General features: G+C 39.2%; 15 protein-coding genes and 2 riboswitches. Of the genes, 9 read left to right on the top strand and 6 right to left on the bottom strand.

Annotation, left to right across the window (positions count from 1 at the left end; genetic code table 11):
- Positions 1–123: 123 nt before the first annotated feature.
- A complete protein-coding gene (gene glpK, locus BMZ99_RS01435; protein WP_090932226.1) occupies positions 124–1,617 on the top strand; it encodes a glycerol kinase GlpK in 1,494 nt (497 codons plus the stop codon).
- 103 nt (positions 1,618–1,720) lie between these two features.
- On the opposite strand, the gene BMZ99_RS01430 is transcribed toward glpK, so the two are convergent.
- From BMZ99_RS01430 to BMZ99_RS01410, 5 genes are all read right to left on the bottom strand, one after another.
- Complete coding sequence (locus BMZ99_RS01430) at positions 1,721–3,184, bottom strand: sodium:solute symporter family protein (protein WP_090932224.1); 1,464 nt, start codon at positions 3,182–3,184, stop codon at positions 1,721–1,723.
- A gap of 24 nt (positions 3,185–3,208) precedes the next feature.
- Entirely contained in the window at positions 3,209–3,406 is a 198-nt protein-coding gene (locus BMZ99_RS01425; RefSeq protein WP_090932222.1) for a DUF3311 domain-containing protein, read from the bottom strand.
- Positions 3,407–3,605: 199 nt separating this feature from the next.
- Positions 3,606–3,920 carry a DMT family transporter gene (locus BMZ99_RS01420; RefSeq protein WP_090932220.1) on the bottom strand — a complete coding sequence of 105 codons (315 nt, stop codon included), beginning with the start codon at positions 3,918–3,920 and terminating at the stop codon, positions 3,606–3,608.
- Positions 3,920–4,231: a DMT family transporter gene (locus tag BMZ99_RS01415; RefSeq protein WP_090932218.1), complete on the bottom strand. Its 312-nt coding sequence runs from the start codon at positions 4,229–4,231 to the stop codon at positions 3,920–3,922. Before BMZ99_RS01415 ends, BMZ99_RS01420 begins: the two co-directional genes overlap by 1 nt.
- 118 nt (positions 4,232–4,349) lie before the next feature.
- Positions 4,350–4,967, bottom strand: coding sequence for a TetR family transcriptional regulator (locus tag BMZ99_RS01410; RefSeq protein ID WP_245754761.1), 618 nt, complete (start codon positions 4,965–4,967; stop codon positions 4,350–4,352).
- Between the two features lie 272 nt (positions 4,968–5,239).
- Between BMZ99_RS01410 and BMZ99_RS01405 the strand changes: the two genes are divergently transcribed.
- The 4 genes from BMZ99_RS01405 (at position 5,240) to crcB (ending at position 10,802) form a co-directional block, all read left to right on the top strand.
- On the top strand, positions 5,240–5,836 hold the full coding sequence (locus tag BMZ99_RS01405) for a TetR/AcrR family transcriptional regulator (RefSeq protein WP_090932215.1): 597 nt from the start codon (positions 5,240–5,242) through the stop codon (positions 5,834–5,836).
- Positions 5,837–5,934: 98 nt separating this feature from the next.
- A complete protein-coding gene (locus tag BMZ99_RS01400; protein WP_090932213.1) occupies positions 5,935–7,032 on the top strand; it encodes an efflux RND transporter periplasmic adaptor subunit in 1,098 nt (365 codons plus the stop codon).
- A gap of 11 nt (positions 7,033–7,043) precedes the next feature.
- Positions 7,044–10,166 (top strand): efflux RND transporter permease subunit, encoded by a 3,123-nt coding sequence (locus BMZ99_RS01395; protein WP_090932211.1) that lies wholly within the window; start codon positions 7,044–7,046, stop codon positions 10,164–10,166.
- 61 nt (positions 10,167–10,227) lie between these two features.
- A riboswitch (Fluoride riboswitch) is annotated at positions 10,228–10,290 on the top strand.
- Positions 10,291–10,427: 137 nt separating this feature from the next.
- On the top strand, positions 10,428–10,802 hold the full coding sequence (gene crcB, locus BMZ99_RS01385) for a fluoride efflux transporter CrcB (protein WP_090932207.1): 375 nt from the start codon (positions 10,428–10,430) through the stop codon (positions 10,800–10,802).
- 11 nt (positions 10,803–10,813) lie between these two features.
- Here crcB and BMZ99_RS01380 read toward each other — a convergent pair whose 3' ends face one another.
- Entirely contained in the window at positions 10,814–11,167 is a 354-nt protein-coding gene (locus BMZ99_RS01380; RefSeq protein WP_090932205.1) for a hypothetical protein, read from the bottom strand.
- A 144-nt stretch (positions 11,168–11,311) separates the two neighbouring features.
- A riboswitch (cyclic di-GMP riboswitch) is annotated at positions 11,312–11,397 on the top strand.
- A 97-nt stretch (positions 11,398–11,494) separates the two neighbouring features.
- Between BMZ99_RS01380 and BMZ99_RS01375 the strand changes: the two genes are divergently transcribed.
- From BMZ99_RS01375 to BMZ99_RS01360, 4 genes are all read left to right on the top strand, one after another.
- Positions 11,495–13,462 carry a methyl-accepting chemotaxis protein gene (locus BMZ99_RS01375; protein ID WP_090932203.1) on the top strand — a complete coding sequence of 656 codons (1,968 nt, stop codon included), beginning with the start codon at positions 11,495–11,497 and terminating at the stop codon, positions 13,460–13,462.
- A 266-nt stretch (positions 13,463–13,728) separates the two neighbouring features.
- Positions 13,729–14,388, top strand: coding sequence for a GntR family transcriptional regulator (locus BMZ99_RS01370; protein WP_090932201.1), 660 nt, complete (start codon positions 13,729–13,731; stop codon positions 14,386–14,388).
- A 24-nt stretch (positions 14,389–14,412) separates the two neighbouring features.
- Positions 14,413–16,782 carry a glycyl radical protein gene (locus BMZ99_RS01365; protein WP_090932199.1) on the top strand — a complete coding sequence of 790 codons (2,370 nt, stop codon included), beginning with the start codon at positions 14,413–14,415 and terminating at the stop codon, positions 16,780–16,782.
- 9 nt (positions 16,783–16,791) lie between these two features.
- The gene (locus BMZ99_RS01360; protein WP_090932197.1) at positions 16,792–17,712 is read left to right on the top strand and encodes a glycyl-radical enzyme activating protein; all 921 of its coding nucleotides are present in this window, start codon (positions 16,792–16,794) and stop codon (positions 17,710–17,712) included.
- The last annotated feature ends 197 nt before the right edge of the window (positions 17,713–17,909 follow it).

The raw sequence follows: 17,909 nt of genomic DNA, 5'->3' as shown, positions 1-17,909 counted from the left end.
GCTCTCTTTGTAGCTATTTTTGTTTTTAGGCAAAAGAGCATATAATGTAAAGCGGTATGTCGAAAAGGAAATAAGCGTACTTTTAGAGGCTGATAATATGCCTAAATGATAAGGAGTGGTTTTATGGCGGATAAATACATAATGGCACTTGATGCCGGGACAACCAGCAGCAGGGCTATTATTTTTGATCAAAGTTCGAATATAGTTGCTGTGGCACAAAAAGAGTTTTCACAGATTTTCCCTCAAATAGGCTGGGTTGAGCATGATGGAGATGAAATTTGGAGTACTCAAATGGATGCAATAAAACAAGTCTTAGAAAGGGCAGGTCTTAATGCTTCTGATCTTTCCGCGATTGGTATTACGAATCAGCGAGAAACTGCAATCGTTTGGGATAAAAATACTGGCAGACCGATCTATAATGCAATTGTTTGGCAATCTCGTCAAACAGTAGGCATTTGTAATGAGTTAAAAGCAAAAGGGCTAGAACCCGAATTTCAACAAAAGACAGGCCTAGTGATTGATGCTTACTTTTCGGGAACGAAGGTAAAATGGATTCTAGATCATGTGGAAGGTGCTCGTACTAAAGCAGAAAAAGGTGAATTATTATTTGGAACGATTGATACCTGGCTTATCTGGAAATTAACGGATGGCAAGGTGCATGTTACCGATTTCTCCAATGCTTCTCGTACCTTAATGTATAATATTCGCGAATTAAAATGGGATGAAAAGCTGCTAGAATACCTAACCATACCAGTATGTATGCTTCCCAAGGTCAAATCTTCCAGCGAAGTATACGGAAAAACAGATCCCAACATCTTTGGAAATGCTGTACCGATTGCAGGTGCTGCAGGAGATAAACAGGCGGCGTTATTTGGTCAAACTTGCTTTAACCCTGGGATGGCGAAGAATACCTATAGCACAGGCTGCTTTTTATTGATGAACACAGGCACAAAATTAGTTGAATCTAAAAATGGTTTATTGACGACCATTGCCTGGGGACTTGACGATACAATAAGCTATGCTCTCGAAGGCAGTGTTTTTGTTGCTGGGTCTGCCATTGAATGGCTGCGTGATGATTTGAAAATATTAGAAGCTGCTCCTGATTCTGAGTACTACGCTCAAAAAGTAAAAGATACAGCTGGCGTATATGTAGTACCTGCTTTTGTCGGTCTTGGTGCACCATATTGGGACATGAAAGCACGCGGCGCAATTTTAGGATTGACTCGTGGAACGAGTAAATCCCACGTTGTTCGCGCAACATTAAATTCGATTTCTTATCAAACCAAAGATGTGTTGAGTGCTATGGAAGCTGATTCAGGTATCCGTCTGCATACACTGAAAGTGGATGGCAGCGCTGCTCTGAATAACTTGTTAATGCAATTTCAAGCTGATGTTTTGGGGGTTTGTGTTGATCGCCCCAAAATAACAGAGACTACAGCCCTTGGAGCAGCATACCTTGCTGGTTTGGCTGTTGGAATATGGAAAACAAAGGAAGAACTTATACAAACTTGGCAGCTTGATACTCGCTTTGAGCCTAAGATGGATACTGCACAGCGTACAGCATTATATAAGGGGTGGCAAAAGGCCGTTAAACGTGCTATGGATTGGGTCGATTAAAGGCAAGAAGAAATTAAGAAACCTCAAGTCAGGTATCCTTACTAATTTTAGTAAGGATACCTGACTTTCGTTAAGTGGAAAAATTATTTAAGGATAAATAGTATTATAAAGATACCTCTTTCTTTGCTTTTACAGGAGTATAGGTAAATAAACTTATAAGGACAAAAACAATTAAATTAGTAAGCAAAGCCACAAAACCTGCGTTTAAATTCATGCCAGCGAGGGGCAAAGGGTCCATTTTTCCTAGAATTAAGGTGAATACTAGAACCTCCCCAATGATCAAACCTGCGTATGCTCCTAATTTTGTAGATTTTTTCCAATAAAGTCCGAGTACGATCATAGGAAAGAATTGTGTAACACCTGAGTAGCCAGTTAGCAATAAGTTAACGAGCATATTGGGGAGAAAAATAGCTAGACAAAGCGCAATCGTAGTAAGTCCTAGCACAGCAATCCTTGCAACATTGATCAAGCTATTTGGATCAACCCGCTTTCCAATGGTTTTACTATAAATATTACGTGTAAAGAGCATTGAGGTAGATAAAAGTAAATCGGCAGCAGGAATCATACAAGCCAAGGCACCTGCGCCGCCAACCAGCCCTAAAGTCCAACCTGGAAAAAGTTTTTGTACTATGGTCATAAAGGCCATATCAGGTGTTTTTAAAGGTGTTTCAAGTAGTAGAAGTGCTGCAAAGCCCACTAGCATTGGGAAGAGTAAACAAATCTGGTATAAGGGTAAGTAAACTGCGTTATGTCGAAGTACGTCAGGATTACGGGCGCTAAAGCTGTTGGTAGTGAAATGCGGCCACATATAAAATCCTAGACTTGTTACTACTAAAGTGGACATTACCCAGCTCACATCAAAGTTTTTGGTACCTCCTGGTAAAGCGAGAAATCCAGGCTTTGCCGTTTCTAATGCTTCAAACATGCCGCCTAGGCTACCAAAGTAATGGATAGGGAGATAAAGACCAAAAAAGACAACAGCAATCATTAACAGTATATCTTTTAGTACAGCTGTAGATGCAACACCTTTTAGACCGCTTAAATAAACAAAAGAGGCAACTAAAATAAAAGCAATTAACATAGCTGGAACACGAGTGAGCTGCCCATATGAGCAAGCTTCGATGATGAGTCCAAGACCGGTCAGTTGTAATTGTAAGTAGGGGAGCAAAAAAGCAACGCCAATGATTGCGGTCAATAAGCTTAAAATTTTACTGTCATATAAATGCTCAATCAAGTCAGGTTGAGTCATTAGACCGTGTTTGCGTCCAATGGGGGAAATGGTAGGTAATAGATAGTAACCGACTACATATGCTAAAGCACCATAGCCTAATATGTAAAAGGTTGGACCTCCACGAGAATAAGCCCATCCGCTGGCTCCTAGAAAAGCAAAAGCCGTATAGATTTCACCAGCTAAGATAAACCAATTCAGCCATCTGCCAAAATTACGGCCCCCAACGGCCCATTCCTCAAGATTCATCTTCTTATTCAAGCCAGGAATTAGACCTACAATTGTTGCGCCAATAATAAATAAAAATATAATTAAAAGTGAAACTGTCTCATTACTCATGATGCACCATCCTTTTTGTGAGAATTAAGAGTTTTGTCTATGTTTTGAATCAATGAAGTAAATTGCCTGTAGGCAGAGAAAAGCAAGGAATATCCCAGCAACAAACCAAAAAGCTAAAAAAGGTAATCCTAGTACGATAGGGTGAACCTTGTTTGCAAAAGGGATCATACCAATTGACCAAACGAAGGGAAGTAACGTTAGGATTATTTTTAAGGTTTTCATCTTTTATTCCTCCTTATAAAAAAATAGAGGCATCCCCCAGGGAAGCCTCTGCATTGAGGTAATAATATTATTATGTCTCAATACAACTAGTATAGTACCAAAAGAAAGAAAAAACAAATGGTTTTTGTGAAGATACGGAATAAACACTGGAATGTAAACTTACCGCTTGTAACTTCATAAATTGTATATTGCATTTGGACTATGAGGCAAGCTGTAATCCAACTACGCCAACTAGAATCAAACTTAAGAATAGAAACTGTTGGATCGTCATCTTTTCTTTAAATTGCATGACACCAACAATTGCAATCCCGATAGTGCCAATTCCAGCCCATGCGGCATATGCGATACCAATTGCAATTTCCTGCATCGCTTGCGACAAGAAATAAAAACTTGCCATAAATCCAACACCCATCACGGCAATCGGTTTTTTATGCTTAAATCCATCAACATATTTCATGGCAATGACACTGATGACTTCTTCCAATCCAGCTAATAAAATAAAGATCCAAGCCATTATTCTCGTTCCTCCTTAGTGGTCAACTTTAAGCCAATGATTCCAATAAGTAAGAGAATTAAGAATACAACTTGCTGTTTGGAAGTCGTCTCTCCAAGAAATGTAATGCTAACGATATAGGTTCCTACAGTGCCAATACCAACGAAAACCGCATAAGCAATACCAACAGGAATCAATTTGTAAGCTTTAATAAGCAGCAAAAAACTTGCAACGATTAAAATAAAAATCAGTATCCACATCATTACAGAATTCGCATCTTTCAACATTGATGCCCAGAGGATTTCCAATATTGCTGCCGTGAAGACAAGAATTCAGCCCATAGTAACACATCCTTAATCGTTTTAGTCTAAAAGTAATTCAATCAATGCGGTCAACCAACTGAATCAAACTTTATTGAATGAATGACCGTCAGTCATTTTTCTCTAAAAATCACCTATGCTCTAAAGCATGATGAATGAAAGTAAATAAATCTTGCTGATGTTCTTGGAGAGGCTTATCTAGCTTATTAAATAAATAGATCTGCTCAGCAGAACTTTCAATTAAACCAATAACCATTCTAGCAGCGACCGTTGGATCAATATCCTGGCGAAGTGCTTTTTGTTGAATCCCCTTGGAAATCATCTCAGACAACCAGGAATAGTAAGGACTATAGATGCGATCCCACTCACTAAGCGTATTTTCAATTGCTAAGCCTGAGTAACAAAGTGACAATACTTCCTTATATGACTTCGTTACCTGAAATGTTACTGAAATTATCTTATGAAAAAGATTCCAAATATCATCTGAAGGTACTTGTTCTTGTTCTATTTTATGCAGCATAGTTTGCAGCAGATCATTGGCGATTGCTGGAATTAATGCATTCTTTGAGGAAAAATATAAATAAAATGTTCCTTGTGCCATGCCAGCCCGTTTAACAATATCAGATATAGTGGCTTTCTCTAAACCTTTTTCAGCAAGCACTTCTTTAGCAGCAGCTAATAAACGACTTTTCTTATCATCCAATTCTTTCACGACTCTCCTTACATTATATGACTGACTGTCATTCATTATAACTCTTTTCTCAGATATTGTCAATTTCCTATAGGTGTTTCTCATATCAGCTATGGAATGAATCGGTGTATTGATTAACTGCGATTCTAGATGGGCAGTCGAAATAATTGTAGATCAATAGCAATTGATTAGCTTTTTAAAAATTTCTATAATCCCTGTGAAGATATTGCAAAGTGAGTCACAGGGATAAAAATATATTGACAGCAAGGCGTGATTGATAGATAATAAAAACATACCGACTGGTAGGTACGTTTTGAGGGGGAGAAATTTTGACGAAGGACAATATAATATTAGCTGCTTTACGATTATTTTTATTACGTGGTTACAGGAATGTGTCTCTCATCGATGTAGCAAATGAAATTGGCATTACCAAAGGTGGAATCTATCATTACTTTGGAAGTAAAGAAGAATTATTCCGCGCGAGTATTGGCTATCTATTTGAATATTTCGGAGAACGATATACTGAATTTTTAAGCAAAGAAACAACTTTCCGAGGGATCTTGAGCATTTTGCTAAGCGGAAAACAAGAAGCTTACATGGAAGGATTGCTTAATATTAAACCAGGAGATTATCGTGCTAATAATGCAAGTCTTGCATTAGAGATCATGCACAATTTTCCTGAGATCCAAGAACAAATCGATCAGGGGCAACTGAGATTGCGTAATATAATAAAAGAAAAATTGCAGGCGTCTCAAGAAACAGGCGAAACCAGAAGGGACTTAGATGCTAAGGTTGTAGCGACCATTGTGCTTTCTGTTTCCAGCGGGCTGAATGTTTTAGGCAAGAACATAATTAGCCTAAATATGAACCAGCAGATAATAGACAGTCTTTGGCAGCTTATTGGGTCGAATAATGTAAAGGAATGAATAAATTCCTTTACATTACACATACCGACTAGTCGGTATGTGTAATGTAAGAACAGATACTTAAACTTAAAATGATATTGACTTAGGAGGATTGTTTGATGAAGGGCTTCAAACTAAAATATTGGATAGTACCCATTGTGATATTTATTGGATTAGTTGCTGTATTTCGCAGCGGCGCACTTTCTAGCGGCAAGACCCAATTGCAAACCAATACGGCTGGAGTAAATGTAAAAGTTGCAGAAGCACAATATATAGAATCGATACCTAAATTAATGTTAAATGGATCAATTGAAGGGAAAACATCCGCGACGATCAGTGCTAAATTGGCAGGACGTATTGAAGAGGTTATAGTACAAGAAGGTCAGCATGTTAATGCTGGAGATGCTTTAGCGAAATTAGAAACTGTTGAATTAGCAAACTCTGTGCGTACCGCACAAGACGCCGTAACCAAAGCAAAAATTAACTATGATTTGGCAGTGACTGATTACAATCGATATCAAACACTGCATGGACAAGGAGCTGTATCTCAACAGACGCTGGATGCTGCTGAGGCTAAAAAGAGAATTGCCCAAGCAGACTTGTCAAGCGCCATTAGTAATCAAAGCAGTGCTGAACAGCAACATGCTTATGGTGTGATTACAGCACCTGTAGATGGGGTGGTTGCCAATGTTACCGCCACTGTAGGGCAGGTTGTTTCTCCTGGTGCTGCGCTTATGGTTGTTGAAGATATTGATCAAGTATATGCAGTTGTCAATGTAGAACAAAAAGATTTAGGCGTGGTAAAACAAGGACAGCCGGCAGAAGTAATTGTTGATACCTACAGTGATAAAGTATTTGCTGGTACCGTTGATATGATTAATCCTGAAGCTGGTTCAACCAATCGAATGTTTCGCACGAAAGTAAGGATTGATAATACAGATGGCGCTTTAAAAGGCGGTATGTTTAGCAAAGTGCAGCTTGCTACCGGAGATGCTGTACAAATTTTAACAGTACCCCAAGGCGCAATCATTCAAAAGCAAGGTATCTACTATGTATTTACCATAGAAAATGATAAAGCTACTCGCCATCAAGTCGAAGTTGGCAATGTAACTGGTGAACGTATTGAGATTAAATCTGGATTGCAGGCTGGAGATAAGTTAGCTGTAAGCAATGTAAGCCAACTTAAAGACGGCGATGTAGTTCAAATAGTAGAATAGAGGAGATTGCCATGATACTGACTGATATAAGCTTAAAACGGCCAGTTTTTGCAACGGTTACCATTCTGGCGCTTGTCGTTTTAGGATTATTCAGCTACATTTCTTTAAATGTGGATGAATATCCAAATGTTGAAATTCCTGTTGTAGCTGTTACTGTCACTTATCCTGGTGCATCGCCAGAACAGGTTGAATCAAAGATTACCCAAAAGGTTGAAGAAACAGTCAGTGTTGTGCCTGGGATTGAACATATAACATCGACAGTAAAAGAAGGGGTATCCACTACTGTTATTCAATTTACTATCGAAACTTCGGCAGCAACTGCTGCCCAAGATGTTCGTGATAAAGTTGGCAGAATGCAGGGGGTACTGCCAGATGAAGCAGAGACTCCGATTGTAACAAGATTTGACCCCTCTGACACAGCGGTTGCTTCCATTGCAATTACGGGTAACCTGAGTCCAAGAGAGCTGACGGTTGTTGCTGATGATACTGTTGTAAAACGATTAGAAGCTATCAATGGAGTTGCAGCGGTAAATGTGCAGGGCGGTATCGAACGGGAAATAAAAATAAATATGGACAGTAATAAAATTGCTGCCTATAATTTGACAGTTTCCGAAATAATGAATAGTATACGCAGTGAAAACATGGACACTCCAGGGGGGAAAGTGACTGACGGAAAACGGGAAACCAGCCTGCGATCTGTAGGAAATCTGACTTCTCCCAATCAGTTATTAAATCTTCCGATTGCCCAGAGAAATGGGGTACAATTGTTTGTAAAAAATATAGCAACAGTAGAAGATTCAACAAAAGATGCAACTGCAGTAACAAAACTGAACGATAAAACTTCTATTGGCTTAGATATTATGAAACAGTCTGGAAGCAATACCGTTCAAGTTGTTGAAAGTGCTAAGAAAGAGCTGGAGAATATCAAAAAAGATTTACCGCCAGGTGTTGAAATGGTATTAGTACGGGATAATTCCAAGAATATTAATGAATCTATACACGACGTATTATTTAATTTGGTTGTGGGGAGCTTACTGGCAGTTGCCATTGTATTCTTGTTCTTAGGTAATTGGCGCAGTACCATGATTGCAGCCATTGCCATTCCAACTTCTATTATCACCTCTTTTTTAGCGATGAAAATATTAAACTTTACGTTAAATACGATGTCCTTGTTAGCCTTATCTTTGGCAGTCGGGTTGTTGATTGATGATGCGATTGTTGTTATTGAAAATATCGTTCGTCATCTTGAAATGGGCAAAGACAAGTTTAAAGCTGCTGCAGAAGGAACGGCAGAGATTGGTTTGGCTGTTACTGCAACAACCCTTACTTTAGTTGCCGTATTCTTGCCAGTAGGTATGATGACTGGTATCGTAGGACAGTTCTTCAAACAGTTTGGCATTACAGTAGCAGTGAGTGTTTTAGTTTCATTGTTTGTTGCTTTTACACTAACTCCAATGTTAGCGGCTAAACATTTATCAGGAGAGCATAAGGAATCTACGAGTAAATTGAGAAAAATGTGGAGCAAATGGAATGAAACGTTTGAGTATTGGACGGGGCGTTATGGTGAATTCCTAAAATACGCATTAGGACATCGGAAAAAAATAATGATCATGGCTGGTGCATTATTTCTAGGAAGTTTAATGCTGCTACCTTTTCTTGGATCTACATTTGTGCCAGACTCAGATGCTGGGGAAATTACAGTATCAGCAACTGTTGACCCTGGTAAGAGTCCACAGGCTGTAGGCGAGATCGCGGATCATATGTCGCAAATTATTCGCACTGTACCCGAGGTAACGTTGACTTACAGCTCTGCAGATATTAACAATATTAATATTTTTACAAAATTAACGGCAAAAAGCGAACGTAAGGTAAGTGACAATCAAATTGTTACAGACCTTCGTGAGAAATTAAGTGGAATTGCTGGAGTACAAGTAAGTGTTTCCAAAAAATCAGGTATGTCAAGCGGAAAACCAGTTTCTCTTGTTATTCAAGGATCATCCTTGGATACACTTGCAGAGATTGCAGAACAAGTAGAGCAAATTGTTGCAAGTACGCCTGGTGCCATTGATGTTTCGTCAAGTTATGAAGCGGGGAAACCGGATGCTCAAATTGTGATAGATCGTGATAAGGCTTCCGATCTTGGCGTGTCAACTTCCAATATCGCCACGACACTTCAAACTATGTTTAACGGAACTGTAGTAACGCAGTATCGAGATGAAGATGATTCTTATGACGTGAGATTGATCTTATCACCTGATGACCGTAGAAGCTTAGCCGATGTAAATAATTTATATGTAGCAAGTTCGAATCGGGATAAAAGCGGGCAGACTGTTATGGTTCCATTATCACAAGTAACGAAGATGGTATATGCCACAAGTCCAACTCAAATTAAGAGATATGACCGTCAGGGACAAATTACTATATCTTCAAACTTAAGCGGGGTTTCTCTTGGGGATTTTAATACCGCATTAAACAAAAAATTAGCAGAAGTTAAATTGCCGGAAGGCTACAAGTTTGTGACTACCGGACAATCACAGCAGATGGCAGATGCCTTTAGTGGTATTTTGATGGCGCTCGCTGCTGCGGTGCTATTTATCTTCTTTGTGCTGGCTGCCCAATTTGAAAGCTATATTGAGCCTTTTGCAATTATGCTGGCATTGCCGCTGGCGATTATCGGTGCAATATTAGGACTTCTAATTGCTCGCAGTATGCTCAGTATGATGTCTCTCATCGGGATTATTATGCTGATGGGGCTCGTAACTAAAAATGCGATTTTACTCATTGACTTTGCTAAGCAGCGAATGGGTGAAGGTATTGAACGAAATCAGGCGTTAGTAGAAGCAGCTGTAGTTCGGATGCGCCCGATTCTAATGACAACAGCAGCTATGATCTTTGGGATGCTTCCACTAGCACTAGGAATTGGACCGGGAGCTGAAGCACGCGCTCCTATGGCTCATGCGATTATTGGAGGTCTGGTTACTTCCACTATTTTGACATTAGTGGTTGTACCAGTTGTATATACACTATTGGATGACTTCATGAAAAGAAGAGTAAAAGTTGATGTTGATGTTGCCATTCCAGCTTTGGATAAAGCAGCAAAACAAGACATTAATTTAAACAATGTCAAAGGATAATGAAAGAGTCCTATTGACGTCGGTTTAAAAGTGTTGCTATAATGAAAAAAGCAAAATCTATAAAACTAAGGGCGATGGGGTTCGCCATTAAATCTGCAGATGCAGTAATGACTCCTACCAATATATTGGTAGGAGTCTATTTTTTTGTAAATAACAAGCGAAAGAACCTTCGTGGTGAAAAAGACCTAGTCAATATTTTTGTAGTTTTGCTGGAGGTCGCAGATAAGAGTATAATGTGTAAAGGATGAGGTGGTGATAAGGATGTTAAAATTACTAGCAGTAGCTATTGGAGGAAGTATTGGATCGACAGCTCGGTACATCGTTTCTGTCTGGGCTGCCGAAAGATTTGGAGCTGATTTTCCCTATGGTACACTCATTGTGAATGTGGTGGGGTGCTTTATTATAGGTATATTTATGACATTGACCACAGAGCGTTTCATTGTAAGTCCCTATTGGAGGCTGCTGATAACTGCTGGTTTCGTTGGTGGTTTAACTACGTTTTCATCGTTTAGCTATGAAACGTTTCGTGTGCTGGAGGATTCTGGTATGTTAATGGCGTTATATAATATAGGGCTTAATCTTGTACTTGGATTTGTAGCTACGTGGATTGGAATTGGAGCTGCAAGGCTTGTTTAATATATGATATATTATATAGTCACAGTTGCGGTGACAGCTGTATTTTGATTTATTGGAATGAGTGGAGGAAGATTCGCAATAAAATCTTTGGCAATCTCGGCAATATCCTGTGGCAGCCCTATATCGGGAAAATTGTTTATCGTATACGATTGCAATGCCTGTAACGTCTCTGGTGTGATAACAAGTACAGGGGCTGTAGAGACTGTTGGAACTGCAGAGGTGGGAGTAAGAGGAGTAGTGGGAATTGTAGAAATGATTTCGTTGGAAACGACTACATTTATAGCATTACCTGGGTTCATAAGGATGGGAAGATTTGAGAATATGAAAAACTCTAACGTATCTTGAAAATCAGATTTTAAAACCAAGATAACACTTCCTCATATTTAAGCATTCTAGGTTCTTTATAGTATGAAAGGGCTCAAAATATGGTACATAGTAAGCCAATCTTTTATATTATTTTTTTTAGCGAAAGGAGAATTGAAAAAAATGTCGAAAAATATAGAAGAAAATACCATAATGGGCAAACCAACCTAAAGGTAGGGACGCAAAGCTATGGGTCTAAGGATGTTACATCTATGATTGCCAGGTTGCATCGTTTATTAATTATGATGTAATCTGGCAATTATTATATTTATTCAGTTACTCAAGAACTTTATTCATTGAAAAATTAGGAGAGGAGAGAACGCAGAGATATGAAATTAAAAGCGAAATTTTTAATGATGGTGGCGATTACGAGTCTAGTCTTAATAGTAGTTTCGGCGATGGGATATTTTTATGCGAAGAGTCAGGTAGAGGCAAATATTAAGAATGAAATGTTCTCAGTTGCCAATACCTATTCCAATCAATTAGATGGTTGGTTATTAGCGAAGGCGCAAACAGCAGTGACAACAAGCGAGAACATTAGAGCTGTACTAGGTGATAAGGAAATCCCGGTCTCATTTGTACAAAACTACAAAGCAGACTCTAGTTTACTAGATTTATATGCTGGTCTAGAAGATGGTAGAATGATTGATGGGTCAGGGGCTACCTTGCCTGATGGGTATGATCCACGTAAGCGTGGATGGTATCAGAAAACAAAAGAAAAAAACAAACTAGGCTTTACGGATGCGTATGTGGATGCATTTACTAAGAAATATATTGTGTCTGCAGGAGTACCGCTAAAAAACGAAGCAGGAAATTTTAGAGGTGTTGTTGGCATTGACATATCCTTAGATATACTAAGTGAAAAGATCAAAGACGTCAAAGTAAATGGAAAAGGCTACGGCACCATTATCGATCAGCAGGGGATTGTTTTAGCGCATCCGGATGCTGCGCAAGTTTCAAAAAACATTAATGAAGATCCTGTATTGCAGAAATTTACAAAAGAAATGCTGGCACAGGATAAAGGGATGCAAAGCTATGAGGTAAATGGAATAGAAAAATTAATGATTTATACTAAGATTCCCGCTACTGGCTGGATAATGGCAATCACCGTTGACGCAAAAGATGTGTATGGTCAAGTCACATCTCTAGGGTATCAATTTGGGATTACTGCTTTACTTGGCATCTTATTATCAATTGTTGCGTCTTGGAAATTATCTAGTGGAATAGCTAAGAATATTGCAATCTTATCGCAATCTGCACAGCGCCTAGCAGAGGGAGATCTTATGGAACGGGACCTTAGGATTCATACAAGTGATGAGATTGGCAAACTTGCTGAAGACTTCTCTACTATGACAGGAAATCTACGTAATCTAATTAAGGCGATCGCTCAAACGGCAGAACATGTAGCTGCTTCCTCAGAAGAACTTACAGCCAGTGCAGAACAATCTGCCCATGTATCTACTCAAGTTGCTACCTCGATTACGGAGGTAGCGCAAGGAGCAGAACAGCAGCTGCAAGCAATCGATGAAACTTCTGCAGCTGTAGAGGATATGTCAGAAAGTATACAGTGTGTTGTCACAAATGCCGCAACTGTTAATGTAACCTCGCAAGAGGCAGCAGTGGCTGCCGAACAGGGAAATAAGGCTGTTTTTAATGCTGTAAGCCAAATGAATATTATTGAGAAGACAATTTTAGGGTCTGCGGGAGTCGTGTCGAAATTAGGTGAACGATCAAAAGAAATTGGACAAATTGTAGATACTATTTCAGGAATTGCAGGACAGACCAATTTATTGGCCTTAAATGCGGCTATTGAAGCGGCACGTGCTGGTGAGCAGGGGCGCGGGTTTGCTGTTGTAGCAGAAGAAGTACGAAAGTTAGCAGAACAATCCCAGCAGGCGGCTAAACAAATAGCAGATATGATTAATGAAATTCAAGCAGATACAAAAGAAGCTGTAGCAGCAATGAATGATGGTACAAGAGAAGTTGAAATCGGCAATGAAGTAGTCAGCGCTGCAGGCGCAGCCTTTAAACAGATCGAATTACTGATTGGTCAGGTAGTTAATCAAGTGCAGCAGATAACGAATTCTATTGGACAAATGAAGACTGGCAGTCAGAAAATTGTAACTGCAGTACAGGATATTGAGTGTATTATGAAAAATACTTCTGGCGAAACACAAACTATTTCTGCAGCAACTGAAGAGCAGTCAGCATCTATGCAGGAAATCGCTTCCTCCAGTCATGCATTAGCCGATATGGCAGCAGAGCTGCAGCAAGAAGTCAGGAAGTTCTCTATATAAGAGAAATTACTTATAAAAAAATAGAATATTGAGGGATATTCAGAATCGAAAAGAATCTGAATATCTCTTTTTTGTCAGCATAGTGGGGGAATTTTTTAGCAGAGAAAGGATTGCGCTTGCTATGCTCGCAATGATAAATCATAATATTATCGAATGTATACGGTATACATTCGATAATATTATTTACGTTAGCGATAAGGGAACGTATAATATAGAAAAGATTTTCGAAAATCGAAATTAAATTTGATGCATGATATAATGATACTATGAAAAATAATAATTATAAAACCAATACAATTTCACATCGTACTATACCCACTGCTATTACAGATACTCTTCGTGAAAGGATTTTGAATGGTGATCTTCAGGGAGGGATGCAGTTAAAACAAGAAGAATTAGCGTTGCAGTTTAATGTAAGCATGAGTGCCTTGCGAGAAGCATTGAAAAATTTGGAAGCGGAGGATTTAGTAAAATTTTATCCTAACAAAGGGGCTATTGTGAGTGAACTGAGTATAGAGGAAGCAAGAGAAATATTTGATATTCGTCAATTCCTTGAAATTGGTGCGTTAGAGTTGTCGGTTCCTCAATTGACCAAAAGTGACTTAGAAGAAGCAGAGACAGTTTTAAACCAGCTGGAGAGTGAGAACAATAGCAGTCAATGGGGCGAGTTGAATAAGCAGTTTCATGAAATCTTATATCGGCAGGCAAGACGACCACGGTTACTGAAACTAATCCAAGTCATGCATAACAATGTTGAACGCTATATGCGATTGTACCTTGTGTCAATGAACTATCAGCTTATATCTCAAAAACAGCATTGGGATTTACTCAATGCTTGTAAGAACAAGGATGCTAAATTAGCTAAGAAAATATTAAAGAAGCACATGGCTGATGCCAGTGATCGTTTGTCAGAGTTTCTATCCTAACTACTTTTGATAGGAGGCAGTAAAATGTCTAGTAACAGAATTGAAAAGTTTAAAGAATCCTATATTCATTCTAAGCCCTCGATAAGCATTCACAGAGCAGTTGCTTTTACTCAATCCCACCAAGAAACAGAGGGTGAATCGGTGATTATTCGCAGAGCAAAAGCATTTCATGCTGTATGTAATCGTATTCCAATTACTATTTTTGAGGATGAACTCATTATTGGATCGATTGGGGAATTTCTAAGATCAGGTATTGTCTGTCCGGAGTATTCTTGGAAATGGGTTGAGCAGGAAATGGATTCTTTTAGTACTCGGAGCCAAGATCAATATCAGATTGATGAAGAAGACAAAGAGATCCTTCGAAGCGAAGTTTTTCCTTACTGGCGGGGCAAATCATTGGAAGAAACATTTTTATTACGAATTAATGATGAAACTGCCAAACTTTTAATTGACACAGGTATTATTGATAATGACTCTAAATGGAGGAGTGCAGTCGGTGAAATCACTGCGGACTATCAAGATATTATTTTCAAAAAAGGTTTTGAAGAACTAAAGAGTCATGCAGTGATCCGTATACAAGAGTTAGAACCTACTACAAAAGAGGCGCTGGAAAAAATTGATTTTTACAAGGCAGCTGTTTTAGTTTGTGACGGTATTATTACTTTTGCTCACCGCTATTCCGATAAGGCATTAGAATTGGCAAAAGAGGAGAGAGATTCTAAACGGAAAAATGAACTTTTGGAAGTGGCACGGATCTGTAGAAAAGTTCCGCAATATCCTCCTGAGACCTTTCATGAAGCAATTCAAATGGTTTGGTTTACGCAGCTAGGTTCCATACTGTCAGAAAATTCATTAGCTCTCAATTTAGGCAGATTTGATCAATACATGTATCCTTTTTTTACCCATGACGTAAAAGCAGGGATTATTAATGAAGCGCAGGCGCAAGAACTAATCGAATCCCTTTGGTTAAAGCTTTCGGAATGGGTCTGGGCGATTTCAAGCAATACGGCTCAATTTTTTGCAGGTTATAACTCTTTTCAGAATCTAACCATTGGCGGAAGAACGAGAGATGGTAAAGATGCAACCAATGAGCTTTCCTATATGTGCTTAAAAGCAACGGAGAATGTGAAAACACATCAGCCTGGACTTAGCGTGCGCATTCATCCGGACAGTCCTGATGAATTTTTGCTGGCGGTATGTGATCTTATTAGTGTTGGAACCGGATTCCCGGCAGTTCATAATGATCGGGTCGGTTCTCAGATGCTATTAGCGGCAGGTTTATCACCGGAGGATGCACGAGACTGGAGTAATTGCGGATGCGTAGTACCCCATTTTAGAAAAGTTGGTGAATGGACTTCCGCAGTCAATCTGAATTTAGCTGCCGCTCTTGAATATGCCCTAAACAGCGGAAAAAGCCGGATCTCCGGCAAAGTGATGGGACTTGTGGAAAAAAAAATTACTGCGTTTAAGAGTTATGATGAGGTTAAAGAGGCTTTTTTGCGACAGCTCTCTCATTTGATTAAGCATTCTGTCATTGGAACAGTAACTGCCCAGCAAATACATGCGGAAATGGTACCTCGTCCTTATCTCTCCATGCTCGTAGATGGTTGTATGGATAAAGGCGTTGATTTGAGTAAAGGGGGAGCCAAATATAATGTTGGTCCTGTCATTACTGGAATTGGAGTGGCTGATGTTGCTAATTCTCTAGTAGTTATCAAAAAGTTGATTTTTGAAGAAAAGAAATATATCTTGGAAGAGTTGGGCAAAGCACTAGCTGTTAACTGGAAGGGATATGAAGGCATGAGAAAAGACGCGCTGGCTTGCCCTAAGTATGGTAATGATGAAGATGAAGTTGATCGTATTGCCGTAGAAATTACAGATTTTTATAATAAAGAAATTAAATCCTATAAAGATTATTTTGGTTCGTCATTTAATTCTGCATTCATGGGGATTTCCAATTATATTCCAGCAGGCAGCATTATTGGTGCAACTCCTGACGGCAGGAAATCCATGACTCCTTTAACGGAAGGAGTATCACCTCATGCTGGCACAGATCTCACTAGTCCAACGGCTGCGATGCGGTCTGCTGCTAAAATCAATCATGATGTGCATTCCGGAGGCACTTTGCTGAATGTTAAATTTTCGCCAGATCTTTTAAAGACACAGAGGAACAAAAAGAACCTTGCTTCGATCATTCGCGCTTACTTTTCACTTGGTGCATTTCATGTCCAATTTAACGTTATTTCCACGGAAATACTGCGAAAAGCACAAGAACAGCCAAATGATTATAAAGACTTGCTGGTTAGGGTGGCAGGTTATAGCACACAATTTGTTAACCTTTCTAAGGAAGCACAAGATGCTATTATCGAAAGAACAACCTATGAAAGTTTATAGTGATGTCTTATGAAGGACAGTAATGGGATTGTTGGCAATGTATTTCAGATTCAGCGATGGTCAGTTCATGATGGTGATGGGGTTCGGAGTACGGTTTTTCTAAAAGGATGTCCTTTACGATGCAAATGGTGTGCTAATCCTGAGTCATGGAAGCCTCATCCTGAAATCTTCTACTTTCGTGATCGATGTACAGACTGTGCGCAATGTTCTTTGGTTTGCAATCATCAGGCAATTTCAAAGGATGAGGGAGTTCCTCATTATTTTGATAGAGAAAAATGCTGCTGTTGTGGTGATTGCTGTGAAGCCTGTCCCAATGGTGCAAAAAAGAAAATCGGATCGTTAATGAGAGTAGAAGAAGTTATCAAGATCCTTAAGCGAGACAGCATCTTCTATCGGGAATCAAATGGGGGCGTTACCTTTTCTGGGGGAGAGCCATTTGCTCAAACTGAGTTTTTAAGAGAACTGGTTCTAGCTTGTAAAAATTTTGCCATTGATACTGCGATTGAAACCAGCGGATATTTTGAGTGGGAAGAGGCAGAAGATATTATTAAAGAACTAGATACCGTATTTATAGACATTAAACATATGGATGAGAGGATTCATAAAAGGTTGACTGGCGTTAGTAATCGAAAAATCCTAGAGAATGTTCTTAGAATCTCCCAGAATCATCATGATGTTATTATTCGTGTACCTTTAATTCGTGGGGTTAACGATGATCGAAATAATATTGAACAAATGTGCCAATTTCTTCAAGAAAATACCAGGATTCTTGGTGTGGAACTTCTTCCTTATCATTCGCTTGGGCATAGTAAAATGGATGCGTTAGACCGTGAGGGACTGGAAATCTTCAATACACCTGATGCAGAACAGGTTGAACACATAAAAAAAATCATAGCAAAATATAAAATTCAGAATATCGATTTTAAATGAGCCTTTTGTGCAGCTCATTTCCGAATTGTATGTAAAGGTGCCTTCAGTTCAACACTGGAGGCACCTTTCTTAATGATTTAAATCTCTCTAGGTGAACGTTAAACGCAGAGGGGACAGAGGAGTGTCTATTTCTTCCCTTTGGTTCCTTCGTGTACGCGTAAGCGTCTTTGCGCCTTCGCGTATCAGTCGTCTTTCTT

This window comes from Pelosinus propionicus DSM 13327 (genome assembly GCF_900114615.1).
GTDB lineage: Bacteria > Bacillota > Negativicutes > DSM-13327 > DSM-13327 > Pelosinus > Pelosinus propionicus.
Note: the sequence above shows the minus strand (reverse complement) of the source record. Positions and strands in the feature narration are given on the sequence as shown.

What these genes read in the sequence shown, in the direction of transcription:
- BMZ99_RS01420 (WP_090932220.1), bottom strand. Translation starts at nt 3,920, where the DNA reads ATGGCTTGGATCTTTATTTTATTAGCTGGATTGGAAGAAGTCATCAGT.
- BMZ99_RS01400 (WP_090932213.1), top strand. Translation starts at nt 5,935, where the DNA reads ATGAAGGGCTTCAAACTAAAATATTGGATAGTACCCATTGTGATATTT.
- BMZ99_RS01425 (WP_090932222.1), bottom strand. Translation starts at nt 3,406, where the DNA reads ATGAAAACCTTAAAAATAATCCTAACGTTACTTCCCTTCGTTTGGTCA.
- BMZ99_RS01375 (WP_090932203.1), top strand. Translation starts at nt 11,495, where the DNA reads ATGAAATTAAAAGCGAAATTTTTAATGATGGTGGCGATTACGAGTCTA.
- BMZ99_RS01410 (WP_245754761.1), bottom strand. Translation starts at nt 4,967, where the DNA reads ATGAATGACAGTCAGTCATATAATGTAAGGAGAGTCGTGAAAGAATTG.
- BMZ99_RS01360 (WP_090932197.1), top strand. Translation starts at nt 16,792, where the DNA reads ATGAAGGACAGTAATGGGATTGTTGGCAATGTATTTCAGATTCAGCGA.
- crcB (WP_090932207.1), top strand. Translation starts at nt 10,428, where the DNA reads ATGTTAAAATTACTAGCAGTAGCTATTGGAGGAAGTATTGGATCGACA.
- BMZ99_RS01430 (WP_090932224.1), bottom strand. Translation starts at nt 3,184, where the DNA reads ATGAGTAATGAGACAGTTTCACTTTTAATTATATTTTTATTTATTATT.
- BMZ99_RS01365 (WP_090932199.1), top strand. Translation starts at nt 14,413, where the DNA reads ATGTCTAGTAACAGAATTGAAAAGTTTAAAGAATCCTATATTCATTCT.
- BMZ99_RS01395 (WP_090932211.1), top strand. Translation starts at nt 7,044, where the DNA reads ATGATACTGACTGATATAAGCTTAAAACGGCCAGTTTTTGCAACGGTT.
- BMZ99_RS01370 (WP_090932201.1), top strand. Translation starts at nt 13,729, where the DNA reads ATGAAAAATAATAATTATAAAACCAATACAATTTCACATCGTACTATA.
- glpK (WP_090932226.1), top strand. Translation starts at nt 124, where the DNA reads ATGGCGGATAAATACATAATGGCACTTGATGCCGGGACAACCAGCAGC.